Genomic DNA, 21,699 nt, shown 5'->3' with positions numbered 1-21,699 from the left:
CGATAATCCCCTCGCTCCCGAGGGACCGTCCCGTCCTCAGCAGACTAACGAGGTCGCCACGGACAGACAAGCACCCGTTGTTCTCCCGGAGTGTTCGGTCTGTTCATCCCAGCTCGGTTGTGATCGCAGCCAAGAACTGGTCGACGTCGGACTCGGTGGTGTCGAAGGAACACACCCATCGGACCTCTCGCGCTGCCCGATCCCAGTCGTAGAAGGCGAAATGCTGCCGCAGCCGATCTGCTGCGCCGTCGGGCAACGTGGCCAAGATCGTGTTCGCCTGGGTCGGCTGGCTGAAGCCGACACCGCTGATCGTTCCGGCATCCAGCCGCTGTTGGAGGCCGTTACGCAGACTGGTCGCCATCGCGTTCGCTCGGGCGGCCGAGCGCAGCCACAGATCGTCGTCCAGCAGTGCGACGAACTGCGCGGACAGGAAACGCATCTTGGATGCCAGTTGCATGTTCAGCTTGCGCAGGTAGTCGATGCCGTCGACAGCGTCAGGATTGATCACCAGGACGATCTCACCGAACAACACGCCGTTCTTGGTCCCGCCCAGCGATAGCACGTCGACGCCGACGTCGGTGCTGATCGCGCGCAGCGGCACCCCGAGGCTCGCCGCGGCGTTGGCGATCCGGGCGCCGTCGACATGGACGGTCAGTCCCAACCGGTGGGCGCGTTCGGTCAGTGCGGCGAGCTCGTCGGGGGTGTAGAGCGTCCCGTATTCGGTGGACTGGGTGATCGAGACGACCGCAGGCAGCGGGTGGTGGACGTCGGTCGGATCGACCGGGAACCGCTCCAGATCGTCGGGTCGCAGCTTGCCGTCGCCGGTCGGGACGGTCAGCAGCTTGAGGCCGGCGACCCGTTCCGGGGCGCCCGCTTCGTCGGTGTGGATGTGGGCCGACGCGGCAGTGATCACCGATCCCCAGCGGGGCGTCATCGCCTGCAGTCCGACGACGTTGGCGCCGGTCCCGTTGAAGACGCCGAAGCCCTGCACCCCGGCGCCGAAATGATCAACCAGCAACTCGGCGAGCCGTGCGGTGTAGACGTCGGCGCCGTAGGACGGTTGATGGCCGCCGTTGGCCCGGCCCAGCGCCTCCAACACCTCCGGATGGGCGCCGGCGTAGTTGTCCGAGGCGAAGCCTCGGGTCTGCGGATCGTGCAAACCGTTCGTCACCGGGGAGAGCCTTTCGCCAGAGCTTGGTCAGATCGTGCCAGAGGTTGGTCAGATGGTGACGGTGCCGCTGATCATGGTCGTCGTCCGGCCACCGACCCACACCGTGCCGTCGGCGTCCTGGTCGATCTCGATCGCACCGTCGGCGCCGACCGCGGTCCCCTGATGGGCCGAGTACGGAGCGGTCAGGATCCCCTGTCCGAGCAGCCATTGGGCGACCGCGGCATTCAGACTGCCGGTCACCGGGTCCTCGAAGGCGATGCCGCCGGAGGCGAAGAAGCCCCGCACCTCGATGGCGTGACCGGTGCCGGCCGCGGCGCTCCTGCTGATCACGCCGACCGCGCCGGGCAGCTCCCTGGTCGGCAGCGCCATGATGTCGACGTCGTCGGTCACCAGCACCCCGACCCAACCTGGTCCGTTGTCGATCACCCGGGAGGCCAGCAACTGGTCGGCGGTGAGGCCGAGGACTCCCCGGATCTCGGCGAGCAGCTGATCGTCGACCGGCTCGTCGGTGATCAGCGGCGGCGCCGCGAAGGCCAGCCCGGACCCGGTACGACGCACCGTGACCAGTCCGACCCCGCATTCCTGGACCACCCGATCACCCTCGTGCTCGGGATGTGCCTGCAGCCAGGCATGTGCGGTGCCCAGCGTCGGATGCCCTGCGAACGGCAGCTCTTCGCTGCCGGTGAAGATCCGGACCCGGTAGTCGGCGCCGGGATCGGTCGGCGGCACCAGGAAGGTGGTCTCGCTCAGGTTGGTCCAGCGGGCGAAGGCCTGCAGTTGATCATCGTCGACACCGTCGGCGTCCTGCACCACGGCCAGCGGGTTGCCCCGGTAGGGAGTGGCCCCGAAGACGTCGATCTGCGAGAAGTCGTAGGTGTTCATCAGGCGATCTCCACCTCGTCCACCGGTAGCTCCCCCACCAGATTGTGTTCCAGCAGTTCCCAGTCCCGACCGTCGGAGCCGATCAGATTGACTGCTCCGTTGAGGATCCTCGGTGCCTCGGTCCGGCACAGTTCGCTGATCAACATCCTGATCAGCGACCCGTGCGCGACCACGATGCCGTCGCCTTCGTGGGCGGCCGCGATCCGGCGAATCGCCCGGGCGCCGCGGGCGCGGATCTGTTGATCGGTTTCCATCTCGGGGAAGTTGCCGTCCGGCCACCGTTGCGCGGCCTCGGTGGCGAGCATTCCGTCGGCGACACCGTAGTCCCGCTCGACCAGGTCGGTGTCGGTGCCCACCGGCATGACCGGCAGCGATCGGGTGATCTGCTCACCGGTCTGCACGGCGCGCTCCAGCGGCGAGGTGATCATCCAGGACCATTCCCGTCCGTCGGGCAGGATCCGACGCAGCGGCTCCGCAGCGGCTTCGGCCTGCCGACGCCCGAGATCGTTCAACGGGGCACCCGCACGTCCCTGCCAACGATGCTGACGGTTCCACTCGGTCTCACCGTGACGGACGAGGGCGATGATCTGCTCCGGCTGGTCCATGATCACTCATCCTTCCAGAGTGGTCCGGTGATCACGGAACCCGGTGCAGCCAGTCGTCGGTGCCGAACTTCTCGGCGGCCAGGGCGGTCGCGCGTTCCCGTTCGGCTGCGGTGATCTGACCGGCGACGGTGCGATAGCGCCCGGCGAAGTGCTTCTTGAACGCCTCGATCACATCTGCGCGCGACATCCCGGTCTGACTGCGCACCGGATCGACCCGCTTGTTGGCGCTGGTGGTGCCCTTGTCGGACAGCTTCTCGCGGCCGATCCGCAGCACCTGCAGCATCGCGTTCGCGTCGATGTCGTAGGCCATCGTCACGTGATGCAGTACGGCGCCATTCAGCTTCGGAGCACCGTTGGTCGCCACCATCCGCTTCTGCGCCGCACCCCCGATCTTGCCTACCGGTGAAGTGATGTCGTTCAGCGGTGCGTAATGCGCGTCGACGCCGACGTCGGCCAACGCGCCGAGCACCCAATCGTCGAGGAAGGCGTACGACCGCTCGAAGCTGAGCCCCTCGACCAGCGAGCCCGGGACGTACAGCGAGTAGGTGATCGTGTTGCCCGGCTGGATGAACATCGCGCCGCCGCCGGAGATCCGGCGGACCACGGTGACGTCGTGCGCCCTGGCTGCTTCCTCGTCGATCTCGTTGCGGTAGGACTGGAAGGAGCCGATCACCACCGCATTGCGTTCCCATTCCCAGATCCGCAGAGTGGGCGCCCGGAGACCGGCCGCGACCGACTCGGTCAGCGCCTGGTCCAGTGCCATCTGCATCGTCGGCTCTTCGGCCGCGCCGTGCACGATCTCGAAGGTGTGGTCCGACCAGCTGGTCGCCCGGCCGACGGCTCGACGGACCGCGATCGCCACCGCGTCGGCGTCGAAGCCGATCAGCTGTGCCTGCGGTCCGACGGCTGCGCGCACCACAGCACTCATGGTGTCGACCGACGAATCCTCCGGCAGCCCGGTCAGCGCCTGGTCGATCCTGCCGAGTGCCTCGTCCGGTTCGAGGAAGAAATCCCCCGACACGTGCACCGAGCCGAACGTACCGCCATCGACCTCGACCTCGGCGGCCACCAGTTTGCCGCCCGGAACCTTGTACTCACCACGCACGCTCCCGACAACCTCTCCGATGCGCTCGCTATTCCTTCGGTGCTCGACACCCTGCAGTCACCATGATCAACTCAGGATCAGGCAACTGGTGGTCGCCGTGGCGTGCCGACGACCGTCGGAGCCCAGCACCTCGGCCCGAGCCGTCCCGGTCCGGCGGCCGACATGGTCGGCGACACCGATGATCCGCAGCGGCTTGTCGTCGGTGCGCACCGCCCGGGTATAGCGGACCTGGATGTCCAAAGTGGTCAGGCTGACACCGGCCGGCAGCCGGCTCTGGATCGCATAGCCCATTGCGGTGTCCAGCCAACTGGCGATCACCCCGCCGTGTACGGTGCCGATCGCGTTGGCCTGGTAGGCCGCCGGGCGTGCCTCGATCGTCACCGTCCCCTGCTCGGCGTCCACCAGGTCGAAGTCCAGGGTGCTGCTCAGCGCCGACTGCGGGAGGTCGCCCTTGATCATCCGCTGCAGGAACTCCAGCCCGGACGTCGTCGGCGCCTGCTCGGCCAGCTGCTGTGGATCATCCCAGCGGTAGGTCCGCTCGTAGCCCTCAGACAAAGAGCGGCTCCATCCCCCAAACGCGTTCGAGATCGCTCATCGCGTCGTCGTCGGGGCGGGCGGTGAAGCGTTCGGCGGCGTCCAGGACCTTGGGCAGGATGTGGATGTCGCCGACGGTGTTCAGGAAGATCCCGGGTCGGCCGAGCACCCAGCTGACGGCGGTGTCGATCGCCTGTTGATCTTGCAGCGGCTCGTACCAGGTGGCGGCGAAATGATCTTTGTCGTCCTGCCAGGGTGCCTTGGTGATCGCCTTGATGGTCTGGACCGCGATCCGGTGCTGCTGGCAGTAGTCGTACAACGCTTCCCAGTCGTCGATGTAGGCCTGGTTGCGGGTCATCGGGAAGTTGTACGGCAGCAGCACCGAGTCGAAGTCGAACACCTGCAGCGACTTCAGGTGCTGGGCCGCCACCGTCACACCGTGACCGGTGATGCCGATGTGCTTGACCAGGCCCTCGTCGCGGGCCTGCACGCAGGCCTCCAGCGCACCGCCGGCGCCGAGTGCGGTCTGCCGTTCGTCCTCGTCCACCAGGTTGTGCAGTTGGATCAGGTCGAGGTGATCGGTGCGCATCCGTTCCAGTGAACGCCGGATCGAGGCGTAGGCGTCCTCGCGGGTCCGGTCGCCGGTCTTGGAGGCCAGGAAGTAGTCGTCCCGGTGCTGCTCGATGAACGGGCCGAGCCGTTCTTCCGCAGCGCCGTAGCTGGCGGCCGTGTCGATATGCGTGATGCCGTGCCGGCGGACCAGTTCCAGGGTCCGATCGGCCTCCTCCTGGGTGACGTCGCTGAGCGCAGCGGCTCCGAAGATGATCCGGGTCGAGGTGTGCCCGGTCCGACCGAAGTCCAGTGTCGGGATCATGATTGTCCTTCCCTGCAAGAGAAACGATGGGTACTGGCCTCGGCCGGAAGCGGTTCGCCCGGCCGGAGTCCGGCGGTATGTGCTGCGGCGATCGTCTCGGCGAGCACCGTACGGACCGGCAGTCCGAGGGATGCTGCGACCGCTGACACATCGTCGAATTCGGGGGTGGCCTGCCGGATCACACCGTCGCGATGGGCGAGCTTGATCAGCACTGCTCCGCCGGAGATGTCGATCTTGGTCCAGGCCCGTGGCGAGGCGAACTTGCGGTAGTCGGTCTGTCGGACGCCGATGGTGCTGGTCTGTTCCAGGATCACGTCACGCAACCCGGCTGCGGCCGACGGATGAGCCAACACACAGAGCGTGTGCGCCGGCCGTCCCTTCTTCATCAGGATCGGCACCAGCCATGCGTCGGACGCGCCGGCGGACAGCAGCGCGGTCAGGGCGCCGGGCCAGAGTCGCGGATCGAAATCGTCGACGTTGGCCTCCAGCAACACCGCCGGATCGCTGTCCTCGTCGCTGGTCGTCTGCTGTCGCTGCCCGATCAGCACCCGGGTGACGTTGGCCCGCCCGGTGAAGTCCTTGCTGCCGGCGCCGAGTCCGACCATGCTGATCCGCATCGCCGGCAGGTCGGTGCACTCCTGGCAGAGCGCGGCGAGCACGGCCATCCCGGTGGGCGTGGTCAGCTCCCCCTCGCCGCCGGCCAGGATCTCCCAGCCGTCGGCCAGCCGGGTGACGGCCGGCACCGGGACCGGCATCCTGCCGTGCGCGGCGCGTACGGTGCCGGAGCCGACGGCGACCCGGCTGCCGCTGAGCGACACGATGCCGAGATCGTGCAGGGCGGCGCTGGCCCCGACCATGTCGGCGATGGAGTCCAGCGCGCCGACCTCGTGGAAGTGGATGTCGTCGGCCGGCACGCCATGCACCTGCCCCTCGGCCTCGGCGAGTCGGGCGAAGACCGCGGTGGCGTTGCGACGGACCGGCTCGGGCACCTCGGCCGTGGCCAGCATCGTGGAGATCGACTTCCAGGTCCGATGCGGCGGGTCGTCGACGAGGACGTCGACATGGACCTTGGTGGCGGCGATCCCGGCCCTGGTCACCGGCTCGGTCCGCAGCCGGATCGAATCCGGCAGCACCGCGTCGATGCAGGTCTGGATGAACTGCAGGTCGGCTCCGGCGTCGATCAACGCCCCGAGCAGCATGTCGCCGGCGATCCCGGCCGACGCGTCGATCCAGGCATGGCGCTCGGTCACGATTGGTCCTCCGGATTGCCGGCCCCGGAGCTTGCCGAGGGGCCGGTCGTCGTGTGCGGTCCGGGGCCTTCGACGGGCTCGGGGCCCTTGTTCGGCTCGGGGCCCTGGGCGATCTGGGCGGCGAGATGACCCGCACCGTAGCCGTTGTCGATGTTGACCACGGCGACACCGGGAGCGCAGGAGTTGAGCATGGTCAGCAACGGCGCCAGTCCGCCGAAGGCGGCGCCGTAGCCGACCGAGGTGGGCAGCGCGATCACCGGGCAACGGACCAGTCCGGCGACGACGCTGGGCAGCGCCCCGTCCATCCCGGCCGCGACCACGATCACCCGCGCCGTACGCAGCCGGTCGAGCTTGCCGAGCACCCGGTGCAGTCCGGCGACGCCGACGTCGACCACCAGTTCGGCGGACCGGCCCAGATACCGGGCGGTCAGCAACGCCTCACGGGCGACCGGAACGTCAGATGTGCCGGCCGACAGCACCAGCACCGGCCCGCCGGACGGCTCGGGGACCGCCGGCGGCCAGGCCACCAGCCGAGCGGTCCGGTCCCAGTGCGCGTCCGGCAGCACGCCGAGGACGGCCTTGGCCTGCTCCTCCGACACCCGGGTGAACAGCGTCACCTGGTCGGGCTCCCGGCCGGCGGCGCGGTCCGCGACCGCCCCGGCGATCGCGGCCACCTGATCCACCGACTTCGGCTCGCAGAGGACGGCTTCGGGGTAGCCGCGGCGGTCGGCGCGGGCGAAGTCGAGGTCGGCGATGCCCTCCAGCTGCGGTCCTGCTGGCTCGGGATGCTGCGGTTCAGGCATCGCGCTGGCCGAGCACGGTGAGGGTGAAGGCACCGGACTGCATGCCGCCCAGGTCGACGGTGGCGAATCGGAAGCCGGCGCGTTGCACGGCGCTGCGCACCTCACCGGCCAGTGGCTGGCTGACCGCCCGGACCAACTCCTCGGCAGGCAGTTCGATCCGCGCGATCTCGCCGTGATGACGGACCCGGAAGTCGGCGAAGCCGAGCTCGCGCAACGCGGCCTCGGCCTGGTCGATCTGCTGCAGCTTCTCCGGGGTGACTTCCTGGTGGTGCGGGATCCGGGACGCCAGGCAGGGAGCGGCGGGTTTGTCGGCCGAGGGCAACTGCCAGGCGCGGGCCAAGCTCCGCACGGCACGTTTGTCCAGCCCGGCCGCGGCCAGCGGACGCAGCACCCGATGCTGGCTGGCGGCGTTGGCTCCGGGCCGGTCCGGTCGGCGGGCGTCGTCGGCGTTCTCCCCGTAGGCGACGGCGTCCAGGCGGTGTTCGGCGACCAGTTCGTCGTCGATCCGGGTGAACAGTTCGTCCTTGCAGAAGTAGCAGCGGTCCGCCCCGTTGGCGCGATACTCCGGCCGGTCACCCTCGTGGGTGTCCACCTCGACCACCGGGGCGCCGATGAACCGGGCGACCTCGTGGGCGGCGGCCCGTTCGGCGGTGGCCAGGCTGGGTGACACGCCGAGGATCGCGACCACCCGGTCCGGGCCGAGAGCACGGACCGCGGCGGCCAACAACACCGAGGAGTCGACACCGCCGGAGAACGCAACGCCCAATCGGCCGACGCCGTTCAATTCGGCGGCCAGATCGCGTTCCATCCGATCACGATCATCACCGGTGCCATCGGTGTCGGTGTGGTCGACGGTCGGTGGTACCGACGTCATCGCATGCCCCTTTCGCGACGCTCAGCGCATCCTGCTCACTCCACCACGGCCGGGGACGGTCGTGGTGGACACTTCACTGGTCAGCAGGCCGGGCACCCTGCAGGTACCAGTCTGCCTCGTCCCCGCGGCATCCTGTCACGCGGGTCACAGGAAGTACCGCAGCCACAGGTACGGCACACACAGCGCGACGGTGACCCCGGTGACGATCAGGCCGTATTTGGTGAAGGTCCAGAAGCTGATGTCGATGTCGTTGCGGCGGGCGATGCCGATCGTCACCACATTGGCACTGGCGCCGATCGCCGTTGCGTTGCCGCCGAGGTCGGCGCCCAGCGCGAGCGCCCACCACAACGGTTTGGCCGGGTCACCGCCGCTGTTCACCAGGTCCACGGTCAGCGGCGCCATCGTCGTCACGTACGGGATGTTGTCGATGATCCCGGAGAGCACGGCCGACCCGACCAGCAGCGACAACCCACCGGCCAGGTAGTGACCGTGCAGCGCCTGCGTCGCAGCCTTGCCGACGGCCTCGATGATGCCGAGGTTGACCAGCGATCCGACCATCACGAAGAGGCCGGCGAAGAACACCAGCGTCTCCCACTCCACGTCGCCGAAGGTCTTGGCGGCGCCCAGCCGGCTGAGCAGCATCAGCAGGCCCGCGCCGAGCAGAGCGATCACCGAGACGTCCACCTCGATCACCGAGTGCAGCACGAAAGCGGTCAACACCAGACCGACGACGACCAGCGACTTGATCAACAGGGGCCGGTCTCGCAGCGCCTCGCGTTCGTTCAAGGCCATCACCTTGGCCGCACGCTCGCTGTTGTAGGCGAAGGCGGACCGGAACATCAGCCGACAGAGAACGATCAGAACGATGATCAGGACGACGACGATCGGGGCCATGTTGATCAGGAAGTCGTTGAAGGACAGGCCTCCACGGCTGGCGATGATGATGTTCGGCGGGTCGCCGATCAACGTCGCCGCACCACCGATGTTGCTGGCCATCACCTCGGCGATCAGGTACGGGATCGGCGGCACCCCGAGCCGATGGCAGACCAGGATGGTGACCGGCACCACCAGCAACACGGTGGTGACGTTGTCCAGGAACGCCGACAGCACGGCCGTGATCACGATCAGCATCGCCATGATCAGGAACGGTCTGCCGCCGGCCCGCTTCGCCGCCCAGATCGCGAGGAACTCGAAGATCCCGGTCTGGCGCAGGATCCCGACGATGATCATCATGCCGAGCAGCAGGAAGATAACGTTCCAGTCGATGCCGGTTTCCTCGGAGAAGAAGGCGTGCCGGCTGTCGGTGGCGCCGATGATCACCATCACCGCGGCGCCGATCGAGGTGACCATCACTCGGGGCAGCTTCTCGGTGGCGATGAAGACGTAGACCGCGACGAAGACCAGCAGCGCGACGACGATCTGGACCGTCACGCGGAGGCACCGTCCCGTCCGACGGTATTCGGTCCAGTGGTCTCGGGGTCAGTGGACTCGGGGCCGCTGCTCTCCGGGCCGATCGTCAACACCGACTGCAGCACTGCGGCCAGGGTGACGAACCGCCGGTCGTCGTTGACGCTGTCGCTGATCACGGCGACCGGGCAGCCGGCCGACACCAGGATCGCGGCGATCTCCAGCATGGTGGCGTCGGCATCGACCGTCGGCACGTCGTGCACGGTGACCGCTTGATCGCCGATCACCTCGGCCAGCGACTTCGCCCGCAACGGGGCGATCATCTCTTCGATCGCCGCCTCGTCCAGTGTTGCGGCCAGTGACGAGTCGTCGACCAGGTAGTCGGGCAGGGCGAGCCGGAGCACGTCCAGCGCGGTGATCACTCCGATCGGTTCACCGGACCCGTCGCTGACCACGACACCGGTCTTGCCACTGTCGGCGATCACCCGGCTGGCTTCGGCTACCGAGAGCTGCCGGTCCACCATCGGGATCGCGATCCTGATATCGGTTGCTCGCATGCTGTCTCCTGCTCGTTCGGTCGGCGCGGCTTCACTCGGTCGGTAGCGGCAACGCTGAACGGTCACCGCGGTCGTACAACTGCGCGTAGCCGCGCCAACTCAGCAGGGTGATGATCATCGATCCGGCGACACCGACGGTCATCGGCAGCCGTCGCCGACGCCAGGCCGCCAGCCCGGCAGCCGCGAGGCAGGCCGAGCCCACCACGTTCAGCGCGATCAATCCGCGGTCCGCTCGCGGATCGGTTGTCCACTCCTCCTCACCGAGCATCGCCCGGGTGGCGAACGCATGATCATCGGTGACCGGCGGGGTGACGATCGGGTTGATCGCCATCCACGCGGCGACCGGTATCGCGGCAGACCACCGTCGCCGCCACAGGGGCACCAGGACGGCCGGCGTCGTCGCCCACCGGGTCCAGGCGCTGATCGGGTGGGCGTGGCGCAGGAACAGCCGGCGGCGGGAGCGGGCAAAGGTTGCGGTGGGCATCAGGGTGGCCTCCAGCGGTCGACGATCCGTTTCGCCGACCAGACTTCCCGGCACACCGCTCGCGACGCTACCGCCTCATCACCGCTGCCGCTACCCCGGTCCCCGGTTCAGGACGCGTGGACGACGAACGGCGCAGTGATCTCGGTGCCGTCCGGCAGCGCGAACTGCGCCCACAGCCGATAGCTCCCGGCGGTGGCGAAATCGGCGTGCAGATCGAGGTCGGGTCCGAAGGTGCTGCCCGGCAGGGCGAACTTCGGCCGACCGTCGGCGTCGGTGGTCTCGGCGTGCTGATGGGCGAACCAGCTGTCGTCGGACTTGATCATCACGACGTGACCGGCCGCACTGAGATAGGGCTTCAGTCCGTCGACCGGTCGCCCGTCCTTGTCACTGAAGTGCAGGCTGAAGTCACTGGTCTCGCCGGCCTTCGCTGCGCCGTCGAGCCGTACGGTGACGCCATGAACGGTCGCCGTCCGGACCTCACCGTTGATCGGATCTGCGGCGGCGCCGGGGGCCCCGGCCACGGTGATCACCTGACGGTCCGCGACGTCGGCCATCCGGCCCTGCCGGCGGAATTCGGTGCGGAGGTCGTAGCGGCCCCCGGTCGGGAAGGTGGCGCGGACACTGAGCTCGCCGGGTCGGCCGGTCGGTTCGGGATGCAGGTGGGCGAAGCTGCCGAGATCGGTCCGGGTGACGATCAGGTGGGTCCACACCTGATGGCTGCGGACCAGATCGGTCATCGGCTCACCGGTCGTTTCGTCGGTCAACCGGATCGTCAAGGTCGTCGGCACCCCCGCACGCACGGTCTCGGCGCCGCTGATCGCGATGTCGACCCCCGCGTCGTGCGCGGACACCGGTGGTGTGTCGGTGGCCTCCATCACGCTCATGGCGGGTCGCATCGGCATCCCCATCCCCTGACTCCAGGCGAGGATCCCGTTCATCCCCCGTTGGGCGGGCTCGCTGCGGCTGGCGATGGTGAAACCAGTCCCGATCGCCAACGCCAGCAGCGCGACGACGACCAGATAGGCGTACCCGCCGATCCTGGTCCGCAGCGGTGGGTGCGCGACCTCGGCGGCGGTGCGGGGACGGCGGAACCGGCGCAGCCGCAGCGCGTTGGTCACCACCGACACCGAACTCATCGCCATCGCGGCCGAGGCCAGCACCGGGTCCAGCAACAGTCCACCGGCGAAGAACAGCGCACCGGCGGCGACCGGGATCAGCAGCAGGTTGTAGCCGAAGGCCCAGCCGAGTCCCTGCTTGATGGTGGTCACGGTACGGCGGGACAGGCCGATCGCCGCGACGATGCCGCGCAGGTCGCCGCCGAGCAGGGTGATGTCGGAAGCGGCGATCGCGACGTCGGTGCCGGTCCCGATCGCGATCCCGAGGTCGGCGGTCGCCAACGCCGGTGCGTCGTTGATGCCGTCGCCCACCATGGCGACGACGGCGCCGTCGGCCTGCAACTCGGCGACCCGACCGGCCTTGTCCGCCGGCAACACCTCGGCCAGCACGTTGTCGATGCCGACCCGGTCGGCGACCGCCCGTGCGGTCCGGGTGGTGTCACCGGTGATCATCCAGACCTCCAGCCCGAGGGCCTTCAGCTGGCTGATCGCTGCGACCGATTCCTCCTTGACCGGATCGGCGACCCCGATCAGTCCGGCCGGTTCACCGTCGATCGCGACGAAGATCGGCGTCTGGCCGTCGGCTGCCAGCTCGTCGGCGGATGGGCCCGCACCACCGAATCCCGCGCTGTCGATACCGGCTGCGACCATCATCGTCCGATTGCCGACCTGGACCAGGTGACCACCGACGGTGGCCCGAGCGCCCTGCCCGGGAACGGCGGAGAAGTCGGTCGCGGTGCCGATCGACAGCCCGCGGGTGCGAGCGGACTCGACCACCGCCTCGGCCAGCGGATGCTCACTACCGGTCTCGACGGCAGCGACCAGGGCCAACAACTCGTCCACGGACCGGTTGCCGACGGCACGGATCGCCGTCACCGCCGGCCGGCCCTGGGTGATCGTCCCGGTCTTGTCCAGCACCACCGTCGTCACCCGGTGCGCGGTCTGCAGCGCCTCGCTGCTGCTGATCAACATGCCCAGTTCGGCGGCCCGTCCGGTGCCGACCATCACCGCGGTCGGAGTGGCCAACCCGAGCGCGCACGGGCAGGCGATGATCAACACGGCGACCGTGGTGGTGATCGCCAACGTCAGCCGGTCCTCGGCCGGGCCGAAGATCATCCAGGCCGCGAAGGTCGCCGCCGCGATGATCAACACCACCGGTACGAAGATCGCCGAGATCCGGTCGGCCAGCTTTTGCAGCGGTGGTTTGGATCCCTGGGCCTGCTCCACCAGCTGGACGATCTTGCTCAGGGTGCTTTCGGTGCCTACGGCGGTGGCGGTGACGATCATCGTCCCGGTGCGGTTCAGGGTGGCGCCGATCACCTGATCGCCGACCCGCTTGGTCACCGGAGCGCTCTCGCCGGTGATCATCGACTCCTCGACCGTCGAGCCGCCCTCGGCGACCACGCCGTCGACCGGCACCTTCTCTCCCGGCCGGACCCGGATCCGGTCGCCGGTGACGACCTGATCGATCGCGATGTCGACCTCGCCCCCGTCCCGGATCACCCGGGCGGTTTTCGGAGCCAGGCCCATCAGTTCGCTGATCGCCGAGACCGTACGGTGTCGGGCGCGACGCTCCAACCACCGGCCGAGCAGGACGAAGCCGACGATCGCCAGCGCTGTCTCGAAGTAGACGTGCAACGGCAGTCCCCAGCGCTCGGCCGCCGCCGGCCAGAGCGTGACGAAGGCGCTGTAGCCGTAGGCCACCGACGTGCCCAGCGCGACGAGCGTGTTCATCGTCGTGCTCCGGTGCCGGGCCGCGAGCAGTGCGGACCGATAGATGTCGGCGCCGGCCCAGAACTGGACGACGGTCGCGACCACCAGCAGCACCGGCATCAGCCAGTCCATGGTGTCGGGGTAGATCGGCACGTACATCGCGACCATCATCACCAGCGCGGTGGCCAGCGCGACGACCCAGCGGCGCTTCAGCCGGGCCAGTTCGGGGTCCGTGGCGTCGGCCGGGTCCTCGTCGTCTGCGTGCTCGGACGGCGCCGCCGTGGCCGCTTCGACGGCGGGCAGCGGGCGCGGCGTCGAGGTGTAGCCGGCTCGTGCCACGGCGCCGACCAGGTCCTCGACCCGGACCGCGCCGGACCCGAAGCGTACGGTCGCTGTCTCGTTGGCCAGATTGACCGACGCGTCGTCGACGCCGTCGACCCTGCGCAGCGCCTTCTCCACCCGCGTCACGCACGAGGCGCAGGTCATCCCACCGATGTCCAGCACCCGGCTGTCGGTGTCCGATCGCTCGGTCGAGGTCGTCGTCATGCCGGGAACTATACCCCCCTAGGGTATAAATCCGCCAGCATTCAGCTGCACAATCGGATCGTTTGCGGTCGGCAGGGCGACGGCGCAGTCCGTCGCCCAGAGCAGTTCGAGCTGCGTCCTCAGTTCCATGATCAGTTTGCCGACGTCGGCCGCGGCCGAGGCATGCACGGCCTCGGCGACGATCAGCACTGCACCGGTTCCCGGGCCGACCGCGGAGGTCGCACTCTGCCGGTTGACCCACCGTCGGGCGTGCGCACTGCCCGCGCTGTCGCGGTAGATGACCTCCCCCGGGCGTGGACGTTCCTCGGTGCCGTCGAACGTGCGGTACCGCTCGGCGCCGGTCGCGAACCCGACCCTCAGGTCACCGACGATCCGGTCCCGGTCGAGAACCGCGACCGGAATCGCATGGGCTGCGGACGCGGCATTGCAGACGTCGACCAGCGGGTGCACCCGAGGCAGCGTCCCCTGCTGACGGATTCGCCGCAACAGCGACTCCGCCGCACAGCGGTACTGGGTCGGTTTGTAGCCGAGGTCGGCATAGACCCGTCGCCAGGCGGCGATCGACGTCAGACCGGACTCGCTGTGGTTGGCGCTGCGGGACAACCGACCCGCGGCCGCCACCTCGCCGTCCCGGACGATCCGCGCCAGCTCGGCCTCGAAATCGGAGTCGGTGCCCGGGTGACCGCTGACGCCAGCGGCCCACAGCACACCGACCGCGAGGGCCGGGAAGCGTTGCCAGACGGCCGGCTCGTGGCCGAAGGTCGACATCACCGCTGCCGCCCCGCCGACATCGGCCCGGTCGGTTTCTGCCCGACCGGCATCCGTCCGGACCGCCGGCGACCGGCCGTACGGTGAGCGACCAGCAGCCCGACCATGATCAACACCATCCCGGCCCAGGCTGCCGGGCCGGGAATCGGGCCACCGACGACGATCCCGATCAGCGCCGACGCCGGCGCTGCGACACCCGACGCCAGCCCGGCCGACCCGGCACCGATCCGCTGCACGCAGCCGAACCAGAGCACGAACGAGATGGCGGTGGCGATCACGCCGAGATAGACGATCGACAGGATCGGACCGGGCTGCCGGAGTTCGATCAGTCGGGACGGCTCGGTGACCGCGGCGATCGCCCCGAAGCTCAGCGCAGCCACCGCGCAGGTCCCCGCTGAGAAGCTCCAGGCACCCAACCGCGGCAGCACCGGCGCGCCGACCAGGGTGAATCCCGCCTCCAGGGCGATCAGCACGGCGGCTGCCAGCAGCCCGATCGCGTCGGTCCGGCCCCACCCCGAGACCAACACCGCACCCGCCGCGACGACGACGGCACCGGCGACCAGCCGCCCGGACGGCCGACCACCTCGGGTCAACGGGCCGGCGACTGCCAGCACGATCGGGATGCAGGACACCGCGGCCCCGAGCACGGCCGGTTCGGCGTGCCTGCTGCCGACGATCAGCGCCAGGTTGAAGCCCACCAGCCCGAGGCCGGCACCGGCGATCACGAACGGCAGTTCGGTCGGACGCGGCAGCACCAGCCGTCGCCCGGTCAGCCGACTGATCAGCGCGATGGTCGCCGCCGCGGCCGCATAGCGCCAGGCCTGCACCCAGAACGTCGGCTGACCGTGGATGCCACCGATCACCGCAACACTGCTGCCCAGCAACACCATCGCCACGATCCCGGGCAGCAGGCTGGCCACGGGGCTCGGGTCGGAGGCGTCGCCGGCTCGGCGCTCCGGCCCGAGCAGCCGGCCGCGGGACGGCGACCCGATCGACGTATCTGAACTCATGGACTCCACCATCACCGGATCTTGGACCAGTGCACAGAGCCAAACCTGGCGCATTCAATCGGTCCAAACTCGCTGCTGCGGGTGCCGGTTCGTGGCAGGCTGGCGTGCATGACCGGTGGCTCGGACTTCCTGCAGCTGGATCCGGCCGGTATCCCTCGCGGTCGCCGCACCGACTGGCTCGCTGATCGGCTTCGGGCGGCGACCGGCGAGGCGCTCCCGGTCGGCGCCCGACTGCCGGCCACCCGCGAGCTGGCCGCCGAGCTGGGCTTCGCCCGCGGCACGGTCACAGAGGCCTACCAACGGTTGATCGAGGAAGGGCTGCTGGTCACCAACCGCGGCGGCGGGACCAGTGTCGCTGCCCGCTCGGCACCTGCCGCGGAGATCGACGCGACAACAGCGGCCGGCGCCACCGGACCCGGCCGGGGAACCGGCCCCGATTCCGACCCCGACGTGATCGACCTGATCTCCGGCGTCCCGGACCTGTCTGCGTTTCCCAGGACGGCATGGCTGCGTGCCGAACAAGCGGTGCTGGAGCGCGCCGACAGCCGGCAACTGGGCTACGCCCCGGCGCAGGGCGTACCGGAGCTCCGGGCCGAACTCGCGGGTTGGTTGGCCCGGTCCCGAGGCGTGACGACGTCTCCGGATCGGATCGTGATCACCGGCGGCGTGACCGGTGCGCTGAGCCTGCTGTATCAGGTGCTCGGTTCGAACGGCGGTCCGGTCGTCGCGATCGAGGACCCCGGCGCCGAGGGCAATCGTCGGATCCTCCAGCACTGGGGCTGTCGGACGGTTCCGGTCCCGGTCGACGCCGACGGACTCGACGTCGAAGCGCTGGAACGGACCGATTCCGACGCGGTCGTGCTCACCCCAGCCCATCACTACCCGACCGGAGTGGTGTTGTCGGCCGACCGTCGTCGCCGGCTGGTCTCCTGGGCAGCGGATCGCGACGCACTGATCATCGAGGACGACTACGACGCCGAATACCGCTACGACCGGGCCCCGGTGCGGGCGATGCAGCCGCTGGCGCCGGAGCGGATCGGCTACGCCTCCAGCCTGTCCAAGACCCTGGCCCCGGCGCTCCGACTGGGATGGCTGGCGGCCCCCGAGCGCCTCGTCGGGCCGATCGTCGAGCGCCGCTGGGCGCTCGACCTCGGCGCCCCCGCACTACCTCAGCTGGTGCTGACCGAACTGCTCCGCAGCGGCGCCTTGGCCCGCCACCTCCGTTCGATGCGGACCAGACATCGGGGCCGGCGTGACGCGTTGGTCGCGGCGTTGACCGAACGGTTCCCCGGTTGCCGGGTCACCGGGATCGCTGCCGGCATCTACCTGGTCGTCCTGTTCGACGACGACGTCGACGATCAGGAGTTCGCCCGGCGCGCCGCCGATCACGGCGTCCAGGTCCAGCCGCTGAGCACGCACCGGATCCGCCCCGGGCGCCCAGGGTTGGTGATCAGCTACGCCAACCAGTCGCCGCAACGGCTTCGGACCGCCGTCGGCCGGCTGGCCGCGGCGGGTCGCCGACCGACCACGATCGGTCGTTCGGATTCCGGATCTCAGGCAGCGCGCCTGCCGGAGCGTCGGCGGCAGTAAGGTTCATGCTCACACGTTCGGAGGTGCACCGATGGCAACGATCTACGAGGTCGCCGCGCGGGCAGGTGTCTCCCCGGCAACCGTGTCCCGGGTCTTCAACGGAGCCCGGGTGTCGGCGGACAAGACCGAGCGAGTACGCCGGGCAGCCGCCGATCTGGCGTTCACGCCGAATCGCGCGGCCCGCACGCTGCGCCGTCGCAACTCGGAGGTGATCGCGTTGATCATCCCCGATATCGGCAATCCCTACTACACCGAGATGGCCCGCGGCGTCGGCGATGTGGCCCGCGAATCGGGTTATTCGGTGGTGCTCTGTAACACCGACGAGCGCGGCGATCATGAGTCCGGATTCCTGCAGATCGCGCTGGCCGAGCACATGGCCGGTGTGATCATCGCGCCGGCGTCCGAACGGACCGATCTCTCCCCCGTCCTGGAGGCGGGCCGGGCCATCGTCGCGGTCGACCGGACGTCGACCTTTGCCGTCGACGGCGTCACGATGGCCAACCGCGAAGCCTGTCGGAATGCCACCGATCACCTGCTGGAGCAGGGATTCCGACGGATCGCCTGCGTCACCGGTCCGGCAGCGGTCGAGACGGCCGTCGAGCGGGTCGAGGGCTGGCGCGAGGCGGTCCGGTCCACCACGGGGAAGGATCCGGACCCCCAGCTGCTGTGTCATTCGACCTTCCGGGTCGACGGCGGCCGCGATGCCATGGAACGATTGCTGACACTGCCGGAGCCGCCCGATGCCGTCGTGGCTGCGAACAATCTGATGGGCGTGGGGATCCTGCAGTTGTTGAACGAACGCCGTCTGGCGCCACCGGCGATCGGCGTCGCGGTCGTCGGCAGCCTCCCGTTCACGACGATGTCGCCGCGAGCGGTCACCGTTGTCCGACTGCCCGCCCGGGAGATGGGCGAAACGGCGGCCAAGCTGCTGATCCAGCGGATCGACGGCGACGACGAACCGCAACGCACCGTCGTGTTGCAGCACACCGTCGAGCCCGCCATCGTCTCCGGCGACGACTCCGCGCCAGCCCTGACCCCAACCCGCTGACCCGCCAGTTTCTCCCCGACACGCCCGGCGTGTCGGGGAGAAACTGACGGGTCAGCGGATGTGTGGGGTGCTCCGCGGTGTCGCGTCAGGCCTGGCTGGTCGGGAATCCGGGACCGTTGTCGGTCGGCGGGACCTGATGCTGGGGCTGCTGAGCCTCGCCACCGACCTGCTGGCCGGCAGGCTGTTCGGCGAGCTTGGCGTCCAGGTCGGCGAGTCGACCTTCCCACCGGCTCTGCGCGGGCTTGATCAGACCGCCGCCGAGTCCGACGACCAGGATGCCGCCGACAGTGGCCAGAACGAAGATCAGGATCGGGCCGGTGATGATGGCGCCGATGCCGATCTGGTTCGTCGCGGCGATGATGCCGAGGGCGAGGATGACCACGTAGCAGGCCGTGCCGACCACGTTGGCGAAGTCACGCCCGGCGAGCACCGACAACACCAGGTCCTTGACGACCTTGGCGATGGTCGCCGCGATGATCACCAGAATGATCGCGACGATGATCCGGGGCAGGAACGACACGATCTGATTCAGCAGATCGGCCACCGGGTTCGGGCCGAAGGCCGAGAACGCGAACTGCAGGACGATCAACATGATGAAGTAGAAAACGAGCTTGATGATCAGCCCGCCGACATCGAAGTTGATCTTCTTGGTCAGATTCGCCAGACCGGCCTTCTGCAGCAGGTTGTCGAAGCCGATCTTGGACAGCAGGAATTGCAGGGCCTTGGTCAGCCCCTTGGCGATCAGATAGCCGATCAGCAGGATCAGCAGGAAACCGAGCAACTTCGGGATGAAGGTCGCGAAGGTCGATAGCCCATCCGAGAGCCCGTTGACCAGGGCCTTTCCGATGTTCATGTGAGACCGTCTCCTTACGTCTTGGTTGTCCGGCAGGCGCGAGACTCGCCCCGATCAAGCAACCAGCACGCCGGACAACGACTTGTGTAGGCACTGCCTGTGGGCAGTAGAGCAGATCATGGTGTCATGGCGCCATAGGCCGCTTGACTTCTTGACGATCTTGCAACCCACCTGCCCAGATGATCACCAGGTCCAAACAACAACCTCAGGCGTAGATTGTTGCCATGATCACAACTGATCTTGTAAACGGTCACGGTCGACGGCGTGTCCACCGACTGGGATGCAACTGATATGCAACACCGTTACTGATTGTCGGATCAATGATCATCGACAGCACAGAAGAAACGACCAGAAAGATCAGAGAACTGCCGCAAGATCAGGAGGAACATCCGCTGACCGACGAGCATGATCGACTGCGTGTCGTCGCCGGCGTCTTCGTCTGCGACGACCGGGTGCTGGCCTGTCGCCGTGCCGCCGGACGGTCGGCGGCCGGGCACTGGGAGTTTCCCGGCGGCAAGATCGACAACTCCGAGACCCCGGAGCAGGCGTTGCGCCGTGAGCTCTTCGAGGAACTCGCCGTCGCCGCACGGATCGGTCGGCTGCTCGACCGATCGACAACGCGGGTCGGTGCACACACGATCGATCTCGCCTGCTACCTGATCGGTGATCATCACCCCGCGCCGTCAACCAGTACCGATCACGATCAATTGCGCTGGCAGCCGGTCGCGGACCTGCTCGACCTGGACTGGGCGAAACCGGATCTGCCGGCGGTCGCCGTGCTGATGGCGGGAGCAGATCACTCCGACGGCAGGCCGGATCCTCGGCGGCGGTAGAGCTCCAGCACGTGCTCGCGTGGGATCACCCCACAACGCTCCGCCCAGGCCTGATAGCTCGCGGCCAACTCTGTCACCAGCTCGGGCCGTTCGGTCGCCCGGTCGTGCAATTCGGTGCGATCGGTGATCATGTCGTACAACTCCCAGGACCGGCCGTGTTTGCGGACCAACTTCCAGTCCCCCCGGCGGACGCCGCAGTTGCCTTCGTGCTCCCAATAGAGGACACGTTCGGGATCGGTGGCGTCGTCGATCAAGGTCGGCAGCATGCTGACCCCCTCGGCCGGCAGGATCGGCCGGTTGTCGTACCGCTCCGGATACTGCAGGCCGGCGGCGTCCAGCAGGGTTGCCAGCACGTCGGTGAGTTGATGCGGCTGCCGGCGCAGCACCCCGGGCTGCACCCGTGCCGGCCACTGCACGATGAACGGCGCGGCGATCCCGCCTTCGTGGATCCAATGCTTGTATTCCCGGAACGGGGTGTTGGACACGTTGGCCCAGGACCGTCCATAGGTCGCGTAGCTGTCCTCACCGCCGGGGACGATGGACGGGTCGTTGCCCGGCCGGACCGGCCGGCCGTCCCGGGTCTCGGCGTCGAAGGTGACGTAGGTGGTGACGAACTCCTGCGCGGTCTCGATCGGCATCTCCTCGGCACAGCCGCCGTTGTCGGACAGGAAGATCACGATCGTGTCGTCGACCACGCCCTGCGCCTCCAACTCGGCCATGATCACCCCGACCCCGGAGTCCATCCGGTCGATCTGGGCGGCGTACACCTCCATCCGGCGGGCCTGCCATTCCTGATCATCGATCTCGTCCCAGGCCGGCACCCGCGGGTCCCGGTCGGTCAGCGGCCAGTCCGCCGAGATCAGGCCGTCGTCGATCATCCGCTGCAGACGCTCCTCACGCAGCCGGTCCCAGCCGGCGGCGAACCGACCGCGATACCGCTCGATGTCCTCGGCGGGCGCATGCAGCGGCCAGTGCGGGGCGGTGTAGCCGACGTAGAGGAAGAACGGGTCGTCGGCGTGTTGATCATGGTGCCGACGCAGGAAGTCGACAGCCTCGGTCGAGATCGTGTCGGTGTAGTAGAAGTCCGGGTCTTCGGTCTCGGACTCGACATTGGTCTCGTCCCGGGTCAGGGTCCGCGGCTGGAAGAAGCTGCCGGCGCCCTCCAGGGTGCCGTAGAAGCCGTCGAACCCGCGGCGGGTCGGCCAACTGTCCGACGGCTGGTGGATGTCGCTGGCCAGGTGCCACTTGCCGGACAGATAGCTGCGATAGCCGCCCGATCGCAGTGCTTCGGCGATCGTCACGCAGGAGTCGTTCAGGGTCCCGGGATAGCCGTCCGGGGCATCGTCGTAGTTGAGGATCCCGATACCGGTCTGGTGCGGATGCAGGCCGGTCATCAGTGACGCTCTGCTCGGGCTGCACCGGGCGGTGTTGTAGAACTGGGTGAGTCGAGCGCCGCGGGCCGCCAGCGCGTCCAGGTGTGGGGTGTCGATCTCTCCGCCGTAGCAGCCGATGTCGGAGTAGCCCATGTCGTCGGCGAGGATGATCACGACATTCGGACGGTGCTGTCCCTGCCTCCTGGCCTGTCCCTGCTGCTGGGCCTGATCCTGCTGGGCCCGACGGTGATCTTGGTCGGCGACGGTCATCTGTTCGTTTGCTCCTGGTGGTTGTCGGTTCGGA

General features: G+C 68.6%; 20 protein-coding genes. 3 read left to right on the top strand and 17 right to left on the bottom strand.

The features are described from left to right. Positions 1-103 precede the first annotated feature (103 nt). The 15 genes from BLU38_RS28685 to BLU38_RS28615 all read right to left on the bottom strand — a co-directional run bounded on the left by BLU38_RS28685 (position 104) and on the right by BLU38_RS28615 (position 15,698). Positions 104-1,171 carry a threonine aldolase family protein gene (locus BLU38_RS28685; protein ID WP_091530409.1) on the bottom strand — a complete coding sequence of 356 codons (1,068 nt, stop codon included), beginning with the start codon at positions 1,169-1,171 and terminating at the stop codon, positions 104-106. A gap of 48 nt (positions 1,172-1,219) precedes the next feature. After that, on the bottom strand, positions 1,220-2,053 hold the full coding sequence (locus BLU38_RS28680; protein ID WP_091530406.1) for a PhzF family phenazine biosynthesis protein: 834 nt from the start codon (positions 2,051-2,053) through the stop codon (positions 1,220-1,222). Continuing rightward, on the bottom strand, positions 2,053-2,658 hold the full coding sequence (locus BLU38_RS28675) for a histidine phosphatase family protein (RefSeq protein ID WP_091530403.1): 606 nt from the start codon (positions 2,656-2,658) through the stop codon (positions 2,053-2,055). Before BLU38_RS28675 ends, BLU38_RS28680 begins: the two co-directional genes overlap by 1 nt. A gap of 31 nt (positions 2,659-2,689) precedes the next feature. After that, entirely contained in the window at positions 2,690-3,763 is a 1,074-nt protein-coding gene (locus tag BLU38_RS28670) for a lipoate--protein ligase family protein (RefSeq protein ID WP_091530400.1), read from the bottom strand. A 66-nt stretch (positions 3,764-3,829) separates the two neighbouring features. Further along, entirely contained in the window at positions 3,830-4,318 is a 489-nt protein-coding gene (locus BLU38_RS28665; protein WP_091530397.1) for a PaaI family thioesterase, read from the bottom strand. Next, entirely contained in the window at positions 4,311-5,171 is an 861-nt protein-coding gene (locus BLU38_RS28660; RefSeq protein ID WP_091530394.1) for an aldo/keto reductase, read from the bottom strand. Before BLU38_RS28660 ends, BLU38_RS28665 begins: the two co-directional genes overlap by 8 nt. Beyond that, on the bottom strand, positions 5,168-6,421 hold the full coding sequence (larC, locus tag BLU38_RS28655) for a nickel pincer cofactor biosynthesis protein LarC (RefSeq protein ID WP_231920081.1): 1,254 nt from the start codon (positions 6,419-6,421) through the stop codon (positions 5,168-5,170). Before larC ends, BLU38_RS28660 begins: the two co-directional genes overlap by 4 nt. Beyond that, complete coding sequence (gene larB, locus BLU38_RS28650) at positions 6,418-7,224, bottom strand: nickel pincer cofactor biosynthesis protein LarB (protein ID WP_091530392.1); 807 nt, start codon at positions 7,222-7,224, stop codon at positions 6,418-6,420. The genes larC and larB overlap by 4 nt, the downstream gene beginning before the upstream one ends. Beyond that, positions 7,217-8,098 carry an ATP-dependent sacrificial sulfur transferase LarE gene (gene larE, locus BLU38_RS28645; protein WP_231920080.1) on the bottom strand — a complete coding sequence of 294 codons (882 nt, stop codon included), beginning with the start codon at positions 8,096-8,098 and terminating at the stop codon, positions 7,217-7,219. Before larE ends, larB begins: the two co-directional genes overlap by 8 nt. Positions 8,099-8,242: 144 nt before the next feature. Further along, positions 8,243-9,529, bottom strand: a complete 1,287-nt coding sequence (locus tag BLU38_RS28640; RefSeq protein WP_091530388.1) for an ArsB/NhaD family transporter — start codon at positions 9,527-9,529, stop codon at positions 8,243-8,245. Further along, a complete protein-coding gene (locus BLU38_RS28635; RefSeq protein ID WP_091530385.1) occupies positions 9,526-10,062 on the bottom strand; it encodes a CBS domain-containing protein in 537 nt (178 codons plus the stop codon). Before BLU38_RS28635 ends, BLU38_RS28640 begins: the two co-directional genes overlap by 4 nt. A 31-nt stretch (positions 10,063-10,093) precedes the next feature. Beyond that, positions 10,094-10,546 (bottom strand): DUF6653 family protein, encoded by a 453-nt coding sequence (locus BLU38_RS28630; RefSeq protein WP_197679913.1) that lies wholly within the window; start codon positions 10,544-10,546, stop codon positions 10,094-10,096. Between the two features lie 107 nt (positions 10,547-10,653). After that, entirely contained in the window at positions 10,654-13,920 is a 3,267-nt protein-coding gene (locus tag BLU38_RS28625; RefSeq protein ID WP_091530381.1) for a heavy metal translocating P-type ATPase, read from the bottom strand. An 18-nt stretch (positions 13,921-13,938) separates the two neighbouring features. After that, the gene (locus BLU38_RS28620) at positions 13,939-14,688 is read right to left on the bottom strand and encodes a B3/B4 domain-containing protein (RefSeq protein WP_091530378.1); all 750 of its coding nucleotides are present in this window, start codon (positions 14,686-14,688) and stop codon (positions 13,939-13,941) included. Beyond that, entirely contained in the window at positions 14,688-15,698 is a 1,011-nt protein-coding gene (locus tag BLU38_RS28615) for a DMT family transporter (RefSeq protein WP_157683797.1), read from the bottom strand. Before BLU38_RS28615 ends, BLU38_RS28620 begins: the two co-directional genes overlap by 1 nt. A gap of 108 nt (positions 15,699-15,806) precedes the next feature. Between BLU38_RS28615 and pdxR the strand changes: the two genes are divergently transcribed. Together pdxR and BLU38_RS28605 are read left to right on the top strand one after the other, a co-directional pair. Then, a complete protein-coding gene (gene pdxR / locus BLU38_RS28610) occupies positions 15,807-17,288 on the top strand; it encodes a MocR-like pyridoxine biosynthesis transcription factor PdxR (protein WP_091530371.1) in 1,482 nt (493 codons plus the stop codon). 31 nt (positions 17,289-17,319) lie between these two features. Beyond that, positions 17,320-18,336, top strand: a complete 1,017-nt coding sequence (locus BLU38_RS28605) for a LacI family DNA-binding transcriptional regulator (RefSeq protein ID WP_091530367.1) — start codon at positions 17,320-17,322, stop codon at positions 18,334-18,336. A gap of 85 nt (positions 18,337-18,421) precedes the next feature. Here BLU38_RS28605 and BLU38_RS28600 read toward each other — a convergent pair whose 3' ends face one another. Further along, entirely contained in the window at positions 18,422-19,189 is a 768-nt protein-coding gene (locus BLU38_RS28600) for a mechanosensitive ion channel family protein (protein ID WP_091530364.1), read from the bottom strand. A 320-nt stretch (positions 19,190-19,509) separates the two neighbouring features. Between BLU38_RS28600 and BLU38_RS28595 the strand changes: the two genes are divergently transcribed. Beyond that, entirely contained in the window at positions 19,510-20,022 is a 513-nt protein-coding gene (locus BLU38_RS28595) for a (deoxy)nucleoside triphosphate pyrophosphohydrolase (protein WP_091530361.1), read from the top strand. Here the strand turns inward: BLU38_RS28595 and BLU38_RS28590 are convergent. Further along, positions 19,986-21,665 (bottom strand): arylsulfatase, encoded by a 1,680-nt coding sequence (locus tag BLU38_RS28590; RefSeq protein ID WP_091530358.1) that lies wholly within the window; start codon positions 21,663-21,665, stop codon positions 19,986-19,988. The genes BLU38_RS28595 and BLU38_RS28590 overlap by 37 nt on opposite strands. Positions 21,666-21,699 lie beyond the last annotated feature (34 nt).

It is taken from the genome of Microlunatus soli, from assembly GCF_900105385.1.
GTDB lineage: Bacteria > Actinomycetota > Actinomycetes > Propionibacteriales > Propionibacteriaceae > Microlunatus > Microlunatus soli.
Note: the sequence above shows the minus strand (reverse complement) of the source record. Positions and strands in the feature narration are given on the sequence as shown.

Excerpts from the sequence above, each read along its gene's own strand:
- pdxR (WP_091530371.1), top strand. The coding sequence starts at position 15,807 with ATGACCGGTGGCTCGGACTTCCTGCAGCTGGATCCGGCCGGTATCCCT.
- BLU38_RS28615 (WP_157683797.1), bottom strand. The coding sequence starts at position 15,698 with ATGAGTTCAGATACGTCGATCGGGTCGCCGTCCCGCGGCCGGCTGCTC.
- larB (WP_091530392.1), bottom strand. The coding sequence starts at position 7,224 with ATGCCTGAACCGCAGCATCCCGAGCCAGCAGGACCGCAGCTGGAGGGC.
- BLU38_RS28630 (WP_197679913.1), bottom strand. The coding sequence starts at position 10,546 with ATGCCCACCGCAACCTTTGCCCGCTCCCGCCGCCGGCTGTTCCTGCGC.
- BLU38_RS28620 (WP_091530378.1), bottom strand. The coding sequence starts at position 14,688 with ATGTCGACCTTCGGCCACGAGCCGGCCGTCTGGCAACGCTTCCCGGCC.
- BLU38_RS28680 (WP_091530406.1), bottom strand. The coding sequence starts at position 2,053 with ATGAACACCTACGACTTCTCGCAGATCGACGTCTTCGGGGCCACTCCC.
- BLU38_RS28590 (WP_091530358.1), bottom strand. The coding sequence starts at position 21,665 with ATGACCGTCGCCGACCAAGATCACCGTCGGGCCCAGCAGGATCAGGCC.
- larE (WP_231920080.1), bottom strand. The coding sequence starts at position 8,098 with ATGACGTCGGTACCACCGACCGTCGACCACACCGACACCGATGGCACC.
- BLU38_RS28635 (WP_091530385.1), bottom strand. The coding sequence starts at position 10,062 with ATGCGAGCAACCGATATCAGGATCGCGATCCCGATGGTGGACCGGCAG.
- BLU38_RS28625 (WP_091530381.1), bottom strand. The coding sequence starts at position 13,920 with ATGACGACGACCTCGACCGAGCGATCGGACACCGACAGCCGGGTGCTG.
- BLU38_RS28605 (WP_091530367.1), top strand. The coding sequence starts at position 17,320 with ATGGCAACGATCTACGAGGTCGCCGCGCGGGCAGGTGTCTCCCCGGCA.
- BLU38_RS28660 (WP_091530394.1), bottom strand. The coding sequence starts at position 5,171 with ATGATCCCGACACTGGACTTCGGTCGGACCGGGCACACCTCGACCCGG.
- BLU38_RS28600 (WP_091530364.1), bottom strand. The coding sequence starts at position 19,189 with ATGAACATCGGAAAGGCCCTGGTCAACGGGCTCTCGGATGGGCTATCG.
- BLU38_RS28675 (WP_091530403.1), bottom strand. The coding sequence starts at position 2,658 with ATGGACCAGCCGGAGCAGATCATCGCCCTCGTCCGTCACGGTGAGACC.
- BLU38_RS28595 (WP_091530361.1), top strand. The coding sequence starts at position 19,510 with ATGATCATCGACAGCACAGAAGAAACGACCAGAAAGATCAGAGAACTG.